14 protein-coding genes are annotated in these 18,229 nt (G+C 45.3%); 10 read left to right on the plus strand and 4 right to left on the minus strand.

What is annotated here, in order from left to right:
• Nucleotides 1-38: 38 nt before the first annotated feature.
• Together LNL84_RS09135 and LNL84_RS09140 are read right to left on the minus strand one after the other, a co-directional pair.
• On the minus strand, nucleotides 39-3,119 hold the full coding sequence (locus LNL84_RS09135) for an efflux RND transporter permease subunit (protein WP_244356915.1): 3,081 nt from the start codon (nucleotides 3,117-3,119) through the stop codon (nucleotides 39-41).
• Nucleotides 3,119-4,192 carry an efflux RND transporter periplasmic adaptor subunit gene (locus LNL84_RS09140; RefSeq protein WP_244356916.1) on the minus strand — a complete coding sequence of 358 codons (1,074 nt, stop codon included), beginning with the start codon at nucleotides 4,190-4,192 and terminating at the stop codon, nucleotides 3,119-3,121. The genes LNL84_RS09135 and LNL84_RS09140 overlap by 1 nt, the downstream gene beginning before the upstream one ends.
• A 136-nt stretch (nucleotides 4,193-4,328) precedes the next feature.
• Here LNL84_RS09140 and LNL84_RS09145 point away from each other — a divergent pair, with 136 nt between their 5' ends.
• From LNL84_RS09145 to cspE, 4 genes are all read left to right on the plus strand, one after another.
• The gene (locus LNL84_RS09145) at nucleotides 4,329-5,417 is read left to right on the plus strand and encodes a sensor histidine kinase (RefSeq protein ID WP_244356917.1); all 1,089 of its coding nucleotides are present in this window, start codon (nucleotides 4,329-4,331) and stop codon (nucleotides 5,415-5,417) included.
• A gap of 10 nt (nucleotides 5,418-5,427) precedes the next feature.
• Nucleotides 5,428-6,150 (plus strand): LytR/AlgR family response regulator transcription factor, encoded by a 723-nt coding sequence (locus tag LNL84_RS09150; protein ID WP_244356918.1) that lies wholly within the window; start codon nucleotides 5,428-5,430, stop codon nucleotides 6,148-6,150.
• A gap of 291 nt (nucleotides 6,151-6,441) precedes the next feature.
• The gene (locus LNL84_RS09155) at nucleotides 6,442-7,614 is read left to right on the plus strand and encodes a MerR family transcriptional regulator (protein ID WP_244356919.1); all 1,173 of its coding nucleotides are present in this window, start codon (nucleotides 6,442-6,444) and stop codon (nucleotides 7,612-7,614) included.
• Between the two features lie 272 nt (nucleotides 7,615-7,886).
• The gene (gene cspE / locus LNL84_RS09160) at nucleotides 7,887-8,099 is read left to right on the plus strand and encodes a transcription antiterminator/RNA stability regulator CspE (RefSeq protein ID WP_244356920.1); all 213 of its coding nucleotides are present in this window, start codon (nucleotides 7,887-7,889) and stop codon (nucleotides 8,097-8,099) included.
• Between the two features lie 660 nt (nucleotides 8,100-8,759).
• Here the strand turns inward: cspE and LNL84_RS09165 are convergent.
• Entirely contained in the window at nucleotides 8,760-11,534 is a 2,775-nt protein-coding gene (locus tag LNL84_RS09165; RefSeq protein WP_244356921.1) for a glycoside hydrolase family 3 protein, read from the minus strand.
• 387 nt (nucleotides 11,535-11,921) lie between these two features.
• On the minus strand, nucleotides 11,922-12,578 hold the full coding sequence (locus LNL84_RS09170) for a Qnr family pentapeptide repeat protein (protein WP_244356922.1): 657 nt from the start codon (nucleotides 12,576-12,578) through the stop codon (nucleotides 11,922-11,924).
• Nucleotides 12,579-12,822: 244 nt separating this feature from the next.
• Here LNL84_RS09170 and LNL84_RS09175 point away from each other — a divergent pair, with 244 nt between their 5' ends.
• From LNL84_RS09175 to sstT, 6 genes are all read left to right on the plus strand, one after another.
• Nucleotides 12,823-13,746, plus strand: a complete 924-nt coding sequence (locus LNL84_RS09175; RefSeq protein WP_244356923.1) for a polyprenyl-phosphate transporter — start codon at nucleotides 12,823-12,825, stop codon at nucleotides 13,744-13,746.
• Between the two features lie 207 nt (nucleotides 13,747-13,953).
• Nucleotides 13,954-14,370, plus strand: a complete 417-nt coding sequence (locus LNL84_RS09180; RefSeq protein WP_244356924.1) for a hypothetical protein — start codon at nucleotides 13,954-13,956, stop codon at nucleotides 14,368-14,370.
• On the plus strand, nucleotides 14,367-14,978 hold the full coding sequence (locus tag LNL84_RS09185) for an SCO family protein (RefSeq protein WP_244356925.1): 612 nt from the start codon (nucleotides 14,367-14,369) through the stop codon (nucleotides 14,976-14,978). The genes LNL84_RS09180 and LNL84_RS09185 overlap by 4 nt, the downstream gene beginning before the upstream one ends.
• Before the next feature lie 33 nt (nucleotides 14,979-15,011).
• The gene (locus LNL84_RS09190; RefSeq protein WP_244356926.1) at nucleotides 15,012-15,470 is read left to right on the plus strand and encodes a copper chaperone PCu(A)C; all 459 of its coding nucleotides are present in this window, start codon (nucleotides 15,012-15,014) and stop codon (nucleotides 15,468-15,470) included.
• A gap of 276 nt (nucleotides 15,471-15,746) precedes the next feature.
• Complete coding sequence (rsgA, locus tag LNL84_RS09195) at nucleotides 15,747-16,802, plus strand: ribosome small subunit-dependent GTPase A (protein WP_244356927.1); 1,056 nt, start codon at nucleotides 15,747-15,749, stop codon at nucleotides 16,800-16,802.
• Nucleotides 16,803-16,994: 192 nt separating this feature from the next.
• Nucleotides 16,995-18,215, plus strand: a complete 1,221-nt coding sequence (gene sstT, locus LNL84_RS09200; RefSeq protein ID WP_244356928.1) for a serine/threonine transporter SstT — start codon at nucleotides 16,995-16,997, stop codon at nucleotides 18,213-18,215.
• Nucleotides 18,216-18,229 lie beyond the last annotated feature (14 nt).

An 18,229-nucleotide genomic window follows, 5' to 3' on the forward strand; every position in this document is an offset into this window, starting at 1 on the left:
CCCACTCCCCTTAGTCCTTTTACCCACTGAAAGTTGGGTTAAGCCTCTACTCGATAGAAGATGCTGTACAGTACAGGAACGAATATCAGCGTCAGCAACGTAGAGAAAATAAGCCCGGCAATTATGGCGATAGCCATGGTTTGCCACATTGCTCCCCCTGTTATCAGTAGCGGAATCATCCCTAGAACAGTGGTCAGCGTGGTAAGGAGAATCGGCTTCATGCGCCTTTTACCCGCGGCGATCAGTGCATCAATAGCGCGTTTACCGGACAACAGTTCAATATCCACTTGTTCAAGTAAAACGATGGCGTTGTTAATCACGATCCCCGCCAGCGATATCACGCCCAAGAACGTCATGAAACCAAAGAAGCTATTACCAATGTGCAGACCTGCTACTACCCCAACAAACGCGATTGGAATCGTTGATAGGATGATGATGGGCTTTCTAAAGGAGTTAAACTGCGCTACTAGCAAACCAATAATCACAAACAGCGCCAGTGGCAGATTTTCACTGATACTACCCGTCGACTTTTTCGACTTCTCTTCTTCACCACCAATTTCATAGAAGATGCTGTTTGGCCAAGTTTGAGACTCTGCCTCCAACCAAGGTAAAATCGCATTCAGTCCTTCACTCGCGGTATAGTCAGGCTCCAACTGAGCACCAATGGTGACCGATTTGTAACTATTGCGACGATATATCTTGGCGTTTTGCCAAACGATATCGACGTCGGCAATGTGCGCGAGCGTCACGCTTCCCGCAGGAGTATAAATAGGCAACGCCAAAATTTGCTCAACATTAAGTTCTTCACGCTCTTCATTAGAAAGTACGATAGGGATACTCAAAATTCCGTCACGAAACTCACTCAAGTTTTTGCCAACCAGTGACGTTTGCAAACTAAGTGCGATGTCTCGGTTATTCACGCCTGCGAGCGCGGCTTTTTGTTGGTCTATAACAATACGGATGGTTTTGGTTTTTTGCCCCCAATCGTCACTCACATCCTTGAGGCCATCTATACCGGTCAATTTCGCCTTGATCTCTTGAGTAATCGCAAAGACCTTATCCTGATCCAAGCCATTTAATCGAATTTCAACCGGATTCAGAATCGCCGCGCCATTTTCGATAAGCCTTGTGGTCGCAATGGCATCTGGATGATTCTCGCTGATGTAAGACTCGATACGTTGCATCAGTTCTGGATTATCACGATAGTCGTGAGTGTTGATGATCCAGAATGAGTATTCCGGGCTCGACGTTCGAGAGCTGTGCGGCAAAATATAACGCGGGCCACCGTAGCCTACGTACACCGTCCAGTTTTTGATGCCTTGATTATCCGTATCCAGTTCCTTGACGCTAGACTTACCATCTGAAGATTCCTTAGCTTGCAACGAAAACAAGAACTGCTCAATGTCAGCAACCATGACTTGGTTGTGCTCTATTGAGGTACCCATCGGCATAGTCACTTCCATTTTGAAGAAAGTTCGCTCCGAAGGCGGGAAGAAAATGTTCGGTAACCACTTCATCGCTTGAAAGGCAAATACCGTTGCCACCACCATGATCGCCACAGTGAGCCAGCGAAAACGGATAAGCTTGGTCAGTAATTTGGCATACCACGCGAGTTGGCTAGGTGACTCTTCCTTTACCTGTTTGGTTGGCTTTAAAAGCAGTACACAAAGCAGTGGGATCATCACTAGGCTCAACAGCCAAGAGGCCAAGAGTGTAATAGTCACGACCACAAATAATGCCCCCGTATACTCACCCATATTCGACTTTGCTAAAAAGATCGGCAAGAAAGCGGCGGATGTGGTTAAGGATGACGTTAGCAAAGGCAGTTTAAGCTCATTGGCACTCTCAATGGCTGCGACCTTTTTGCTCACCCCTTGATTAATGCGCACCAGAATATTTTCCGACATCACAATGCCATTATCGACCAACATACCGAGTGCAATAATGAGCGCGGCAAGGGAGATCTGATCCAGACCAACCCCAATTTTAGACATCACCAAAATGGTCAGTAGCATACTGATAGGCACCAGTAGAGACACAATCAATCCGGTTCGCCATCCCAGGAAAATAAACATCACCAAGCCAACAACCGTCATCGACTGCACTAAGCTTGATACAAATTGATCAACCTTGTCTTTCACTTCCTTAGGAGCAAAATTGACCTTGCTGATCTCCAAGCCAATAGGCAACTGACGAGTGAACTGCGCTACATAAGCGTCGACTTGTTCGCCCAAACGCACATTATTGCCGGTTTCAACCATAGCAATCGCCACATTAACGGACGGCTTTCCATTAAAGTAAACTGGATTGTTGATAGGAAACTCGTACCCCGATTCGATGGTGACCAGACTGTCCAACCTCACTGTCTTACCGCTACTAGGTAGCGTCACCAAGGTACCTTTGATCTCATCCGGCGTGTTGTAGTTACCACTCGGCTCAATCGGTAAGCGCTCCTGACCAAAAACAACACTGCCGCCACTCAAGACAATATTCTGTTTCGACAAAATATCCGCGAGCTGATTGGGTGTTAAATCATAGGCCGCTAACGCATTGGCATCGAATTTAAGTTTGATTTGCTCTTGCTGCACACCATGTAAATCAACCTTAGCCACATCATCGAGCAAAAACAGTCCACTACGAAGATCTTCTGCTGTTTGTTTTAGTTCACGATAAGAAAAGCCTTCACCGTGAATCGCAAGAACAATGCCGTATACATCGCCAAATTCATCGTTGACTGCAGGCACTCCAACCCCTTCAGGTAATTTACTCGCAGCACGATCTATCTTACGACGCAATTTATCCCAAATTGGCTGAAGGTCAGAGTAATCCTCTTTGATGGCGACGGTGAGTATCGACACTCCATTTTTAGATTGGCTCTTAACGAAGTCCAATTCCGCGAGCTCTAGCACCGCTTTTTCAAGCGGATCCGTCACCAGATCCTCGACACGTTTTGGGCTAGCACCGGGAAAATGAGTAATGACCTGTGCATTTCGAATCGTAAACCCAGGATCATACGCTTCTGGGATCGTGTTATAGGCTTGGACCCCCAAGAAGGTCAGCACTGCAATAATGACAAGCGTAATGCGACTGTTATTTAAAGAAAAAGCGGTCATCGACATTATTTCGTCTCCACTCTTACCTGCTGACCGTCATGAACTTGGCTCACTCCGGCGACGACTACGCGTTCACCGTCCGATAATCCATCGACAATATTGATGCCTTGTTCACTGACGCCATCTACGCGCACGGTTCGCTTCTCGAGTAGATGGGTTGAGGGATGTACTACGAACACATAATGCCCGTTGCCATCACTGAGCACAGAATGGCTAGGCAATAGCATCGAATGGCTGACACCAAATGCCTCCGCTTTGACCTTAACCGAAGTCCCTGTGAACAGTCTTCGCTGAGATGGAGGCTGCATCACTAAAGTGACATGGATCTGCTGGCTACTTTGCTGACTCACACTGAGTTCATCGACTTTTAGTGGAAATGGCTGTGAAAAGCCTTCAATTTCCGCGCTGAGTTTAACGGCATCGGCGGTTTGAATTTGCACAAACTGTGATTGCGGCACCGTGATAGTGATTTTGTATTGTTCAACGTCTTGCAACGTGAGAATTTTGGTCGATGAGGTAACTTTAGAGAAGTTATCGATAAAACGATGACTCACCACACCTGAGAAAGGAGCAAGCAACGAAGTGTACTCAACATCTTTTACACTTTGCTCAAAAGCGGCTTGCGCTGAAATATATTGGGATTCCAACGCATCCAAGTTCGCCTGGCTAATGGCATTTTTATTGATAAGTGTCTGTGCTCGCTCGTATTCTGCTTTTGCTTGTTTCAAAGTAGCATTGCGAGACTTTTTATTGATCAGTTGTTGGCTATTATCCAGTTGAGCCAACAGTTGTCCCTTTTCGACTTTTTTCCCCGATTTAATGGGCAGGTCTGTCAATTCACCTTGGATTCTAAAGTTCATATCGATGGTTTTGTTTGCCTCGATAATCCCGGTAAAGTGCCTCACTTGATGCTGTCTCTGACTTACAACCAAGGTTTTCACCGGTTTGATTGGCACAGAAGTGACTTCTGGTGTTTCATCTTTTTTGCAGCCGAATAGGCTTAGCGCGACTATCAGGGCAGTCAGCCCATTTTTATAACTGTGTGGCACTCTCATTTCATTCAACCATTGCAGCGACATTGATGCGTCATAGTAATGGGCTGGGCTTGTCGCAAAATGGTAAAATGTATGAGTGGGTCTATTTCGGTCATGAGTGGGTCAACACAAGAAACAGGTTCGCTTATACTATCGACTCCTTATTGTTAGAGAGCATATTTTGAAATCTCAGTTATTAAAAACGCTGTTCTCGAGGTCACTGCCTTTGAAAACACTGTTTACCAAGTTGTCCTTGACTAGAAATGATTTGTTGTTGCTAGTTGTATGGCCAATTATCAACTCTGTCATTCTTTACTCGTCAATTTACTACATCATGAGTGCGCTAGATAAACCCATTACTTTGAGTTTAGCTTTTAGAGCGCTCACTGGCATATTCTCTATATGTGCACTCTTTTGGTTGCTGCGTCGACTATTTGATATCAAGTTTGGTACAGCCTATCGCTATAAATTGTCACATCAAATCCTGATCAATTTAGGTCTGGCTTCGTTAGCAATTGCCATCGTTTCTAGCGGGCTTCCTTCTCCAAAGACATTTGATACCATGACGATGTTTCAACTGGTTCGGCTAAAGCTGCTCACCCATTTGAATCTATTACTTCAAGTGACCATTTACACTATGGTGGTTCATAGCTGGCAGTTAAAACAACAAGCGTTGGAGCTGGAAATGTCCTTAAAAGAGTCTGAGATTTCTCTTTTGCGTATTCAAACTAATCCGCACTTTCTGTTTAACACGCTAAACCTGCTGCACAGCGAGATCCCTGAGCGCCCCGAGCTTGCTCAAGAGCTTATTTTTGAGCTCAGTGACCTACTTAGAGGCACCATTGCAATCTCCGACAAAAAGCGAATTTTACTCAGTGATGAGGTCGAGCTGATTGAGCACTATTTAGCTATCCAAAAAGCACGCTTTACCGAGCGATTGCATTTTTCCATCGATATTGGTGAGGAGAGTCAAGCGCTGCAAATCCCGCCAATGCTGATAATGCCATTGGTAGAAAACGTCATTAAGCATGCAATAAGTAAGACCATCAACCCCATTCACCTTGATGTCAAAACTCGCTATGCAAAAAGTGAGCTTTGCATAACTGTCTGCAACAGTTGGCCAGAACTGACAACGCCAACATTTGAAGCAGGCAGTGGCCACAACAATATTATTGAAACTTTGAATTTAGAATACGACCACGCCAGTTTTTCAATGGATTTTGCCGACGACACTAGCTGCGCAAATATCACCATTCGACATGATTTTTAAGGAGAAAGCTGTGTACCGAGTCTTATTAATAGATGATGAGCCCGCAGCGACTCAAGCTTTAAAACGCAGCCTTGCAGCGTTTGAAGAGATTGACGTTATTGGTAGCTACAACGATCCACAAAAAGGCATTGAAGCGATATGCCAACGGATGCCCGACGTGGTGTTTATGGACATTGAAATGCCCGGGTTAGATGGCTTTATGGTGGCAAAGGCAACCGAGCATATCCCCTATCACTTGGTGTATGTGACCGCCTATTCAGAGCACGCGCTAAGCGCATTTGAAACCAAAGTCGTGGACTATCTATTAAAACCCGTTCGCCAAACCAGACTTGAGCGCTGCCTTGAAAAAATCAAAGCCCTGCCCCCACTGACATCCCCTTTAGTTGATTCTGAAATTTTAGTTAGTGATGGCAAAACGACCTATCGACTTACCCAGAATGATATCAGCCACATCGAGAGTATCGGCCGCTACCAACAGGTCAACCTAACGACATCGGGGCAAAGAAAATTCCAGCTGCAGACCATCGTCACAGAAGAGACCATGACCAACTTTGAAAATGAGTTAGGCTCGGAGCATTTCTTAAGAGTGCACCGCAGCTTTATTGTTAACGTGAGTTTGATAACGCAAATACAGCGAGAAGCAAGAAATACGCTCGTGTCATTGAGTGGCGTCAGTCAAAGTATCCCAGTAGCGAGGGCTAAGGTGTCTTTGGTCAATGAGTATTTAGAATAGCGTTCAAGAATAGTTACCGGCCAAATCCCCCAACTTCAATCGCGAGAGATGGACGAGACTCGCTTTCCCCGTACCTTTACAGCATCGCCCGAGAAAACCCAGTGATCAGCTCGCTGTCGCTGGGAAGTTAACAAAACGGCTGCACCTAACCAAAAGTGCTCTAACGGTGCTTTTCAGCACTACCACTAAAACCAATCCAACCTCCACCAGCGTGAGTTACCGCTCCATTGTCCTGTCTACAACTTTATAGTTTATAATAACGCACTATCAACAAATAATGGGCTTACTATTGTGTATAAGATATCTGAGCTAGCTGCCGCTGTAGGCTTGTCCCGAACAGCTCTACTTTATTATGAAAAGCAAGGGCTTATATATGGTCAAAGGCTTGACAATGGCTATCGAATATACCGTGATTCCGATAGACAACGTGTTCGTTTGATTCAACAATTACTGGCTGGCGGTTTAACGCTGAAAGAGTGCAAAGCATGTTTGGATGCGAAAGTGGATAGGCAACTGCTACAAAACCGCCTTTCAAAGCTAGATGAAGAGATTGAGCAAAAGCAGCAGTCAAGAAAATTGCTGGCCGCTATGCTGGGCGAGGGCGACCTCAAAGCATGGCACCAGGATTTGGACCAGTTGGCTCCAGATGCTCATATGGGTTGGTTAATGAAGCAAGGCTTTAGTGAAAAAGAAGCGATTCGATTAAGATGGTTATCAAAAAACATGAACGAACATGACTTGTATATGACTGACTTTATGAGAGTTTTTGAACCTTTAGAGCGTTGGGGGCCTGGCAGTGAGAGCGATACACAAAAAGCTTTATCTGTAGTGCCAAAGGATGTCACCCATATACTCGAAGTTGGCTGTGGCAAAGGGCTTTCCACCCAAGTACTTGCCGAGCACAGCAAAGCAAGCATCACCGCTATCGACAATGAGCAATCTGCCCTTAACAGCCTATCTGAGCGGTTTAATCAGCAAGGCATTTCTTCGCGGCTCAACACTGTGTGTGCGAGCATGACAGAACTGCCGTTTGAGAATGAGAGTTTTGATCTCATCTGGGCAGAGGGCAGCGCTTATATTATGGGTGTAGAAAAAGCACTGGCTGAATGGAAAGCGCTCTTGAAACACCGGGGCCACTTAATGCTGAGCGACATGGTATGGCGAACCTCACTGCCTAGCCAAGTGTCGATTGATTTCTGGAAACAAGAATACCCAGACATTCAGTTGGTCGAAACGAGAATTAAACAAATCACACAAGCGGGATATCGCGTTGTAGAGCACTTTGCGATGAGTGAGGAGGCTTGGATGAATTATTATGTACCTTTAGCAGAACGAGTGAATACGCTAGAGACAGAGCTATCTTCGAGCGCAGCATGGAAAGACATCAAGAATGAGGTAGATATTTGCACAAGGTTTGCCCATGAATTTGGCTATCACATATTTATTCTTGAAAATTATCAATAAAATCAATAGCTAAACTCATAAAAACCAACAAATTTGAATAAATTGGGAAAATAAACCTTTACAACCTAGGATTCTACTGTAGGATTGCACTCGCTTTGTTAAGCAGAGTTATTTAAAACACATTAAGTAAAAGCAAATCTTCAGACTTCCTTCGTTATTGTTGTAAACATCTGTAATTCCCTTAGCTTCATCGTACGATTAGATAACTCAAACGAACAACGCTGTCGCAAACTGCGACGCTCAATTTAACTAAAATTTTTAAGGGACATCACATGTCAAACAAAACTACTGGTATCGTAAAATGGTTTAACGAAGAGAAAGGTTTCGGTTTCATTTCTCAAGACAACGGCGGCGCTGACGTATTCGTACACTTCCGTGCTATCGCTTCAGAGGGTTTCAAAACTCTAGCTGAAGGCCAAAAAGTTTCTTTTGAAGTTGAGCAAGGTCAAAAAGGCCCTCAAGCTTCAAACGTTGTAGCTCTATAAGAGTTCTTCGTTACGCGAACAAGCCTAGCTTGTTCGCGTTGCTTTCCCCTTTTATCACAGCCTAGTACCCTTCTCGTCTTTTAGATAAACCTCCAGAAAGCCAACACTGTTCATCAACCTCAATATTCAAATCGTCATCTCTACACGTTTTGCCACTTGATTTCTGTTGATTACATATTCGTTATAGCCCCTATTAACCCAACACCACTTCAATTTTTAGTTCGCGATAAAGCGTCTGTCTTTTTCGTTGATTTCGATGTTGAGTGTGTTTTTACCTAATTAAATTTTAATACCTATGAGGACTTACTATGTCTAGATCTGTTGGTCGCCAGCGTTTTTGGTTTCAAAAATGTCGCGACAATACTCACAAAACACAAACATCATCTAGTGGCGCTGACGCTAGTAAAATAAACCCAAAAGGATAACTCCCTGGCGAGCAAGCAACCGCCTTCTTGCTCAGACCACCAGCTATCTAAAGCCATCTCAAAATAGTTAACAACAAAGATCTCTATTCAACACAGTTAACCATGTAACGCCGAAAAATCACCACAAAAAAGGCACTTTACCCCTCGATATCTACCGGATTACCACCCAATAGAAAATACCAAACGGAAAAGTGCCCTAAGAGCGATATTACTGTACTAATTCATTAACGAGTCGTTATTGTTTAGTAAATATGACTTGCTCAAGCGTCATGCCTGCTTTTACAAAATCGATATCAAGTCGATAAACACCTTGCTCAAGTTTAACCTGCAGCCCTTCGACAGTCGCTGATTTACCTTCTGTTCCATTAACAGGCAACGACATTCCAAAGTCGCCATTAAAGCTCAAACTGCACGAAGACTGAGACAAAGCATCGCGATGGTAGTTCGCAATCGCGCTACATTGATAGACTCCATCTTGTGGCGCATAAAAGTGCAAGGTGGTATTGCTCGTAATGTTGAGTAGCAATGGATTATCTAGCGAAGGTGCCTCAACGTTGCTGTAAGCGTCTAGTGCCGCAAATGACTTCACTGGGTCAAAGGCTATCAATGGACGTTCCATGACTGGCGCTGCCATGATGAAACGACAAATATTCATTGCACAGCGCTGCAGCTCACCCACAGTCAAGCTGCCATTTTTAAGTGCTTCTTGCGTATCATCACCCATCGCATTGGTCTGGGCACCGTCATTTTCGACCACCATATACAAATCGTTCTGCGAGCGAATCATGTAAGAAGTGAATGTTCGCGCTTCTTTGCCAGCTTCAACTGGGTGGTTCATCTTCGCCCACCAGTCCGTCATAACAATCCCGGTGTAACCCCACTCTCCACGCAGAATAGTAGTATTTAAATCGTAGTTAGAGGCCGTCCAATGACCATTCACTGGGTTGTAAGCCGTCATGATGGTAGAGGCATTGCCCTCTTTCACTGCCATTTCAAAGGCTCGAATATGCACTTCACGCAGAGCTCTTTCCGACATCACACTGTCTGCCTCTGAACGCGCGGTCTCTTGATCGTTACTCGCATAGTGTTTAAGAGTACCTGACACTCCAGCCCGACTTAACCCTCGAGTTTGTGCTGACCCCATGGATCCCGTCATAAAGGGATCTTCAGAGAAATACTCGAAGTTTCGGCCGTTGAGGGGGTGGCGGTGAATGTTAATACCGGGACCGAGCAGAGTATCAATCTGATTGGCCAGCATCTCTTGGCCTACTGCGAAAAACAGTGCCTCATTAAGGGGTTGGTTCCAGGTACACCCTAACAAAGTACCAATAGGCACTTGTGTCGCCTTATGGCCACTGTCCATACGGATACCCGACGGGCCATCGGCTGCGGCTACCACCGGAATACCAAAATTAAATAAACTGTCGCTCACACCACCAAAGGCGGCCGCTGTGCCAGGGGTGACTTTGGGGCTGCACATGCCTTCACCTCTAACAATGGTTGCCAGATCATCTTCGCTTAGCTGAGCGATAAACGATCCCATTGATGCGCGCCCTTCCTTCACATCAATCAGTTTTATTCCCTGATCACCTGTGATGTCATAGGTTGTTGGTGCATCTTGATCCATTCTCTCTTTTAGGTTGATGCTTCTTAGTGGCACCGCCTGATAAGTTTCCTGGTAGGTTCCATCGTTATTGCGCTCTCCTGGCATCAAACGATCAAATGCCTGAATTGGTGCCGCCGCTTCAGAGAGTTTTTCGATAACCAGCAATGAAGCCAGAGTTAGCTGTGATGGAACACGCTGGACTTTGCGCACACTGCTGCCCACGTAAAACTGATAGCAACCCGCTTCAAGCAGGTAACAATTACGGTGACCAGTCGCACCACTATCGTCATAAGATGCCAGTGATTTTAGGGGCACAGAAATGCGAATGGTCTCACTTTCTCCAGGCTCAATGAGTTGCGTTTTTGCAAACCCAACCAAAACTCTTGCCGGCTTGCCAAGCTCTCCTTGTGGCGCTTCACAGTAAACCTGCACCACCTCTTTGCTCGCAAATGCTTCACCAATATTGTGTACCGTGACATCAAAGTGCAGCTGGCTGTCATCCCCCTCACCTTCAACGGTGAAACCCTCAACATCTTGACGGAACTCAGTATACGACAGACCCGCGCCAAATTCGTATTGCACTGCTTGCGGCTTAAAGGTTTCAAAGTAACGATAGCCGACGTAAATATCCTCGGCGTATTGATTGTAGTCCTTACGACCAAAGTTGGCTGACGATGGATAGTCTGCCAGTTGATAGGCGATGGTATCAGTTAATCGCCCACTGGGTGAAACATCGCCACTAAGAATATCAGCGAGCGCATGACCACCTTCCATTCCAGCCGCCCAGCTGTAGAGAACCGCTTTGATGGCGTGTTTGTTGGCCGTGGTCTCCAACCAGGACATATCCATAATATTGGTGGTATTGAAAACAATGATCACGCGTTCAAAGTGAGCGGTGACTTTTTCAACCATGGTCATTTCGACATCAGTCAACCGATAGCTGCCAGGCGCGTCAGCGTTGTCTTGATCTTCACCTGCAGTACGACCAATAAATACGATGGCTTTGTCAGAGTTCAGCGCCGCTTGCTGAACAAGCTGGTCATCAACAGGCATCTCATGTTGAAACCAAGGCTCAGCTGCCCATGCGCCCCCGCCGTCTTCAAACGGGTTATCTTCCAACCAATTTTCATACACTGAGACCAACTCTTCATTTAGCCTAACTGAAGTATTGGCACGTAAGCCTTCTAGTGCATTCACAGCATAAGGCACATTCACTGCGCCCCCAGATCCCGTACCACTGCGGTAGGTATCGATCTGACAACGTCCAAATAATGAGATTATCTCGCCATTTTTAATTGGCAGTACAGCGTCCTTATTTTCAAGCAGGACAATGCCCTCGCAAGCGGCTTGACGGCTGACAGGAATAAGCCTTTTCTGGGCGATGATTATTTTTTCTTTTTGCATTTCTGTAATAATCCGTTCGGTAGAGTAATTAGGTTCGTCGCATTCACTCAAAAGAGGCAATGGCAAGTTCAGGAAATACTGCTATTTGAACTTTCTTTTGAGTCTTTACAGGATGAAATCGTGCATTGATCATGTCTCTGGTTTGTGAACCGCTATTAATCATGACCACCGAATATCTGCCAGTATTCTGCCACTACCCGCTCTCCAAATTGACACTTTTCCTATTTTTATTGGCCAGAAGTCGATCTAGCTCTCGAAAAAGAAAGCGCTTTCTCGTGGTGATGTTTTTTTTATCAGTAGTCCTAAATGATGGGTATTTCGGTAAACTATCGCCCTATTGCTGCTTTCTGGGGTTGAGATCCTCTTGTCACTCGTATGGATAACCCGCTAGCCAGGCACCACTATCAACCCCAATGGCTCTAAAAGCTGCTCTTGCTGCCAGGCACAAATTTTAACGCCTGTGAGATCGATACGTCTTGGGTCTAAACCTTCTAAGTCGGTATGGGTGAGATCACAGCCTTGTAAACTAAATTGTGACCAACTATCTGGCGAAAACACGCCGCGACTTAGATCGGACTCTCTGAGGGAAGCACCTTGCAAATTTGCACCAACCCACCGGTTCTCATACAAATCACATTTCTCGATGCATTGATTGTCAAAATTAGCGTACGACAAATTACAGGCCGTTATGTAGGCTGAGCAGAAATAGACACTGTGACTGACCTGGTTGGTAAAGCTGGCCCGATAAAAATTGGCACCTTTCAAGTCGCATTCACGAAGTTCTATGCCAAAGCAATTCGCGCCTACAAACTGGCACATAGACAACTGGCAGTTTTTAAAGCTTGCATCCCTTAAGTCTGCATACTCAAAGCTGCACCCTTCAAGATCCGTCGTTTCAACGAAGCTGCAATCAATAAATTGAGCCTCTCTCAAATTGGTGTTTGAAAAATTACATCGTATGAATTTGCAGTTTACAAAACGCGCATGAGACAAGTCTTGCTTTGAAAAGTCATGTGATTGGTATTGTTGGTTATGCATGTTCATTGGCTACTCCTGAAATTCGCCCACAGGCTATCAGTAGTCAGACATACAATCACGAAATATCCTCGCTATCATCAGGTTGGTTGGACCTCATGATGAACACCAGGCAGCGGTTAATTTCCAATTCTTAGCTCCGGGAATAGCGAAAACGGTTTAGGCTATCAAGATAGCTTAGCGACAATATGTTTTTAACCTTATCTGCAACTCGTATATACTCTGCTCCATCTTTTGTAACTGATGTAAAGACATGAAGAATTATTTAACGACATTCTTGAAAGGCATGGGAATGGGAGCGGCGGACGTAGTACCTGGCGTTTCAGGGGGTACCATCGCATTTATTACCGGTATTTACGACACATTATTGGAAAGTATTCGCCGAGTGAACCCAAGCATTATTGGACTTTGGCGACGTGAAGGTTTTAAGGCTGCATTCGAGCATATTAATGGCTTCTTCCTGATCGCTTTATTTGGTGGCATTCTTACCAGCATTCTGACGTTGGCGAAAACCATTTCGTGGTTGCTAGAAACCCATCCGGTGCCAATTTGGTCGTTCTTCTTTGGACTGATTCTGGTGTCCGTGTATCACATGATGAGGCAGGTAGAACAGCGAACCTTATCTCGCCTGGTATTTATGGTGTTAGGCGTTGCCTTTGCCTACAGCATTACGGTTCTTAAGCCATTGCAAATGGATCCGACCAGCATCAACATCTTCATTGCGGGTGCTATTGCCATCTGCGCGATGATATTGCCGGGTATCTCAGGCAGTTTTATTCTATTGCTGATCGGCATGTATACACCTGTGTTAGGGGCTGTAAAGAGCCTTCAGCTCGATGTCATGGCTTTGTTCGCAACGGGCTGTTTAATAGGACTTCTTTCCTTCTCACACTTACTGTCCTGGTTATTGAAACGCTATCGCGACTTTGCTTTGGTCTTTTTGACGGGCCTGATGGTCGGTACGCTACCTAAGTTATGGCCTTGGAAAGAGACCATTTCATGGCGCGCAAACTCCAAGGGTGAGCAAGTTCCTCTTATCCAGGAAAATTTATCACCACTCAACTTTGAATCTGTAACAGGTCAACCGGCACAGCTGGCAATTGCCATCGTGCTGATGCTGTGTGCTATTGCACTCGTTCTGGGACTCGAAAGAATTGCTGAGCGTGGCGAAAAGTAACGCGCTGCACCACATATAAAAAACGGAGCCGATGAGCTCCGTTTTTTTCATATTTTTCAGCTGCGATGAGCATCGCATTGGCGACATCAACGTTATACATTTGCGTGGATAGTGTGCTGAAAATCTACTTTTTATAAGCTGTAGACATTCACCAAATAGCGTCCTGTGATAATATCAAGTTTTCATGGACTGAACGCGATTAACAAATTGAACAATTTAGTAAAACTATCTTTCGTCGCCATCGCTCTACTCGCAGGTTTCTATCTGCCAGATCTGCTCAATAACGATAAGCAAATCAATATCGACGATTATTGCCTACTCTCTCAAACCCCCTGCATTCAAGAAAATGTCGTCATGCAACTGTCAGAAGACTTCGCTCACCCATTAAAAACCATCAAGCTCAACGCTGACTGGTCAAGCGACGAGCCACAACAATTGCTGCTGACTTTAGACGGATTGGAAATGTCGATGGGTACCACCAAACACATTCTGCATAAACAACCGGATGGTTCTTATCAGGGTGACATTACGCTACCAATTTGTACTGAAGACAGTATGACGTGGCTTGGTAGTTTAAGTGATGGCAAGCTCTCAGTTCTTGCTGCAATAAGGTCAAAAAAATGAATAGAAACTGGTCATTAGTTTTAGTTGTTGCCTTTGCGATGGGCTTTGGCGTTAAATCCTATATTGATTCGCAAAACGAACTGAAAGCCGAACTGAAAGCCGAACGGTTACTTGAACAAGTGTCGCAAGCTGTATTATTTGGTGAAAGTGACCAGCCAGTACAGATATTTGATGAAGAAGACCCTAGAACCAGAATCGTCTATTTCGGCTTTACTCGCTGTCCCGATGTTTGCCCCACATCGCTGGCAATGCTGGCTGGCGCCCTCAATCAAATTGATGACCAACTCAAGCAGCAGGTCCGCCCGATGTTTGTATCACTGGATCCAGAGCGCGATGCCGCCAGTGCATCCCATGAATATGCTCAGTACTTCCACCCAATGATCGAGGGATTATCTGCCCCTCTAGACGTCACTCAACCCCTTGCGCACAAATATGGTGTAATTTTCAGAAAAACTGAGCTGGCCGATTCTAAACTGGGTTACACCCTTGATCATAGTTCCTACTTTTACTTTATTTCTCCACAAGGAGAGCTAATTGAAAAAGTGCCACATACGCTCAATCCAGCGCCAATTATTGAAGCTATAAAGCGCCTCAATATTGACCAGTAATCAATCCACCACCAACAACAAAAGTGACTCACTATGACGTTTCGTAACACTATACTGACTTTAGTAGCCTTGGCCGCAACCCCTTTTGCCAATGCCACGATCGATATCGATGAAGCGTATGCGCGTGCAACACCACCCAACGCCACCACCAGCGCTGTTTTTGCCACAATTAATAACGATGGTGACAAAGACAGAGTCATTGTCAAAGCCGTCTCTGACGCCTCTGCCGTTGTCGAGTTGCACGATGTCATTATGGATGGTGACATTATGCAAATGCGCCAGGTTGAAAGCATCACGATACCCGCCAATGGCAGCACCATACTTAAACCTGGTAGCTTGCACATCATGCTGCTCGACGTAAAAGAACCCATGCTTGAGGGCTCAAAAATTGATGTGGAGCTTACCTTTGCAAATGGCGAGATTCAGGCGTTAACGGTTCCCGTTAAAAAGGTAATGGCTGGCATGAAAAAAATGGACCACTCACACCACTAATTAACTACGGCGCTAGATTTCTAGCGCCGTAGTGATAAACTTTAAGCGTTTTTAATCATAACCGGAGGAATCTCATGATTGTATTAAATAACCACCCGGCAAATGGAATCGCTCTTTTTATCTAACTGTACAGAGCAATAAACAAGTTTTTTGTTTTCCTTCCTTTTTGCCCGGTGATCATTAACCGGGGTCTACGCGCGATAGCGCCATTTCTTACTTCCTTAAGAAGCCGACCCTTTGTCATTTTTGCACTTGATGCAAACTTAGGGACATACAATGAAACCTTTATTTGAACACCCCATTTCAAAAAATGAACTCGGCTGGAACACTTTTTTCCAGCAACAACTTACGCTTGAAGAGTATCAAGGCGTTCAACCGGGCCGAATCGTTGCTCATCATCGAAGCGGCTACGCTATTTGTACCGAAACTGACGAATTCCATTTAGAGCATCATACCAAGTATCCTTCGATGACAGTGGGTGATTGGATGCTGCTATCACCTGAACGGGAGTTTCTGCGTTTACTTGACCGAAAATCACTGTTTCGCCGTAAGGCTGCTGGACCCAAGGTTGCCGAGCAATATATTGCCGCGAATGTCGATACCGTATTTATCGTTTGTTCTTTGAATGACGACTTTAATCTGAGTCGTATCGAACGATATTTAGCGCTGGTTAACGAGTCTAACGCCGATGCGGTTATCGTGCTGACCAAAGCCGACCTTTGTGATGATGTTGAAGACAAGCGACAGCAAGTACTGTCACTCGATGATTTTCTGCTTATTGAAACTGTGAATGCACTTGATCCCGACACCTTAACAGGACTCAGTTCTTGGTGTAAAACAGGGCAAACCGTTGCTTTTCTGGGTTCATCTGGTGTCGGCAAGTCAACGCTGGTGAATAGCTTGATGCAAAGTAGCGTTCAAGAGACTGGCAGCATCAGAGAGGACGACAGCAAAGGACGCCATACAACGACTTCAAGATCGCTTCATAAAGTCGTTGAGGGCGGATTACTGCTTGATACTCCCGGGATGCGCGAAATCCAGTTAACCGACTGTGAAGACGGATTAGCAGAGACATTTTCTGATATTGAGTCTCTGGCATCGCAATGTCGATTCAATAATTGTCATCATACCAACGAGCCCGGTTGTGCGATTCGGCAATCCCTAGAGAACGGCAGTCTTGAAGCGCGTCGGCTTGAAAACTATTTCAAGTTACTAAAAGAGCAAGCACACAACAGTGCCAGCCTCGCTGAGAAGCGGAGTAAAGACAAACAGTTTGGTAAGCTTTGCCGCTCAGTCATGGCCGAAAAGAAACATCGCAAGAAAGGATACTAACGTTATTTCAAGGTTAACAGTTTCAAAAGAGTTGTTAACCTTTCCCAAACCAAAAATCAGCACAAAACCCCACCTATTGCAACAACCCCCACGATTATAATCTAAAACTGAATTATGTCTGGACACATAAATTCACCCAGATAATATGTCCCATGCAAACATATTTCACTACAAAATATAAAAGGGATAAAAATGCAAAACTCTCGCCTATTAGCCCGCTATGCCAATGGAAATCTGGTACTTCAGATCCTCGCTGGTATTGGCTTTGGTGTCATATTGGCCCTCGTTTCGCCTCATGCTGCACAAAGTGTCGGTATGCTGGGTAGCCTGTTCGTTGGCGCTCTAAAAGCTGTTGCCCCAATTTTAGTATTCATTCTTGTTGCAGCTTCGATTGCCAATCAAAAGAAAAATCAAACCACTCACATGCGCCCAATTATCGTGCTGTATTTGATTGGTACCTTTTCTGCCGCTCTGACAGCCGTTGTCTTGAGCTTTATGTTTCCAACGACATTAACGCTTGTCGCAGGTGCTGAAGGTGCGACACCGCCACAAGGTATTGGTGAAGTACTGCATACCTTGCTCTTCAAGCTGGTTGATAACCCAGTCAACGCTCTAATGAGTGCCAATTATATTGGTATTCTTGCTTGGGCAATCGGCTTGGGCTTGGCACTGCACCATGCTTCTGACACAACAAAAGCGGTTTTTGAAGATCTAAGCCATGGCGTATCACAAATTGTACGCTTTATTATCCGCCTAGCTCCTTTTGGTATCTTTGGTTTGGTGGCTAGCACATTCGCAACGACTGGTTTTTCCGCACTCGCAGGATACGCTCAGCTCCTCTTCGTATTGCTCAGCGCCATGGCTATCATTGCTTTGATTGTGAATCCAATCATCGTTTATGTAAAAACGAAAGAAAACCCATATCCACTGGTACTGCAGTGTCTACGTGAAAGTGGCGTAACCGCCTTCTTTACACGTTCGAGTGCCGCTAACATCCCAGTCAACATGACACTGTGTGAAAAGCTCAAGCTTGATGAAGACACTTACTCTGTGTCTATCCCACTTGGTGCGACCATCAATATGGCGGGCGCTGCTATCACCATCACGGTTCTGACTCTCGCTGCCGTTCACACAATGGGCATTGAAATTGACCTACTAACCGCATTGCTTCTTAGCATTGTGGCGGCGGTATCAGCTTGTGGCGCTTCAGGTGTCGCTGGTGGTTCGCTGTTACTGATCCCACTTGCTTGTGGATTGTTTGGTATTTCCAATGATGTAGCGATGCAAGTTGTCGCGGTGGGTTTCATTATTGGTGTCATTCAAGACTCCGCAGAAACAGCGCTTAACAGCTCTACCGATGTGGTATTTACCGCGGCTGTATGTAAAGCAGAGCAGCGTAAAGCCAACGCTTAATCGCTAACAAAACA

Source organism: Vibrio gelatinilyticus, assembly GCF_022836845.1.
Taxonomy (GTDB): domain Bacteria; phylum Pseudomonadota; class Gammaproteobacteria; order Enterobacterales; family Vibrionaceae; genus Vibrio; species Vibrio gelatinilyticus.

What these genes read in the sequence shown, in the direction of transcription:
- LNL84_RS09175 (WP_244356923.1), top strand. Translation starts at nt 12,823, where the DNA reads ATGAAGAATTATTTAACGACATTCTTGAAAGGCATGGGAATGGGAGCG.
- rsgA (WP_244356927.1), top strand. Translation starts at nt 15,747, where the DNA reads ATGAAACCTTTATTTGAACACCCCATTTCAAAAAATGAACTCGGCTGG.
- cspE (WP_244356920.1), top strand. Translation starts at nt 7,887, where the DNA reads ATGTCAAACAAAACTACTGGTATCGTAAAATGGTTTAACGAAGAGAAA.
- sstT (WP_244356928.1), top strand. Translation starts at nt 16,995, where the DNA reads ATGCAAAACTCTCGCCTATTAGCCCGCTATGCCAATGGAAATCTGGTA.
- LNL84_RS09135 (WP_244356915.1), bottom strand. Translation starts at nt 3,119, where the DNA reads ATGTCGATGACCGCTTTTTCTTTAAATAACAGTCGCATTACGCTTGTC.
- LNL84_RS09190 (WP_244356926.1), top strand. Translation starts at nt 15,012, where the DNA reads ATGACGTTTCGTAACACTATACTGACTTTAGTAGCCTTGGCCGCAACC.
- LNL84_RS09165 (WP_244356921.1), bottom strand. Translation starts at nt 11,534, where the DNA reads ATGCAAAAAGAAAAAATAATCATCGCCCAGAAAAGGCTTATTCCTGTC.
- LNL84_RS09170 (WP_244356922.1), bottom strand. Translation starts at nt 12,578, where the DNA reads ATGAACATGCATAACCAACAATACCAATCACATGACTTTTCAAAGCAA.
- LNL84_RS09185 (WP_244356925.1), top strand. Translation starts at nt 14,367, where the DNA reads ATGAATAGAAACTGGTCATTAGTTTTAGTTGTTGCCTTTGCGATGGGC.
- LNL84_RS09140 (WP_244356916.1), bottom strand. Translation starts at nt 4,192, where the DNA reads ATGTCGCTGCAATGGTTGAATGAAATGAGAGTGCCACACAGTTATAAA.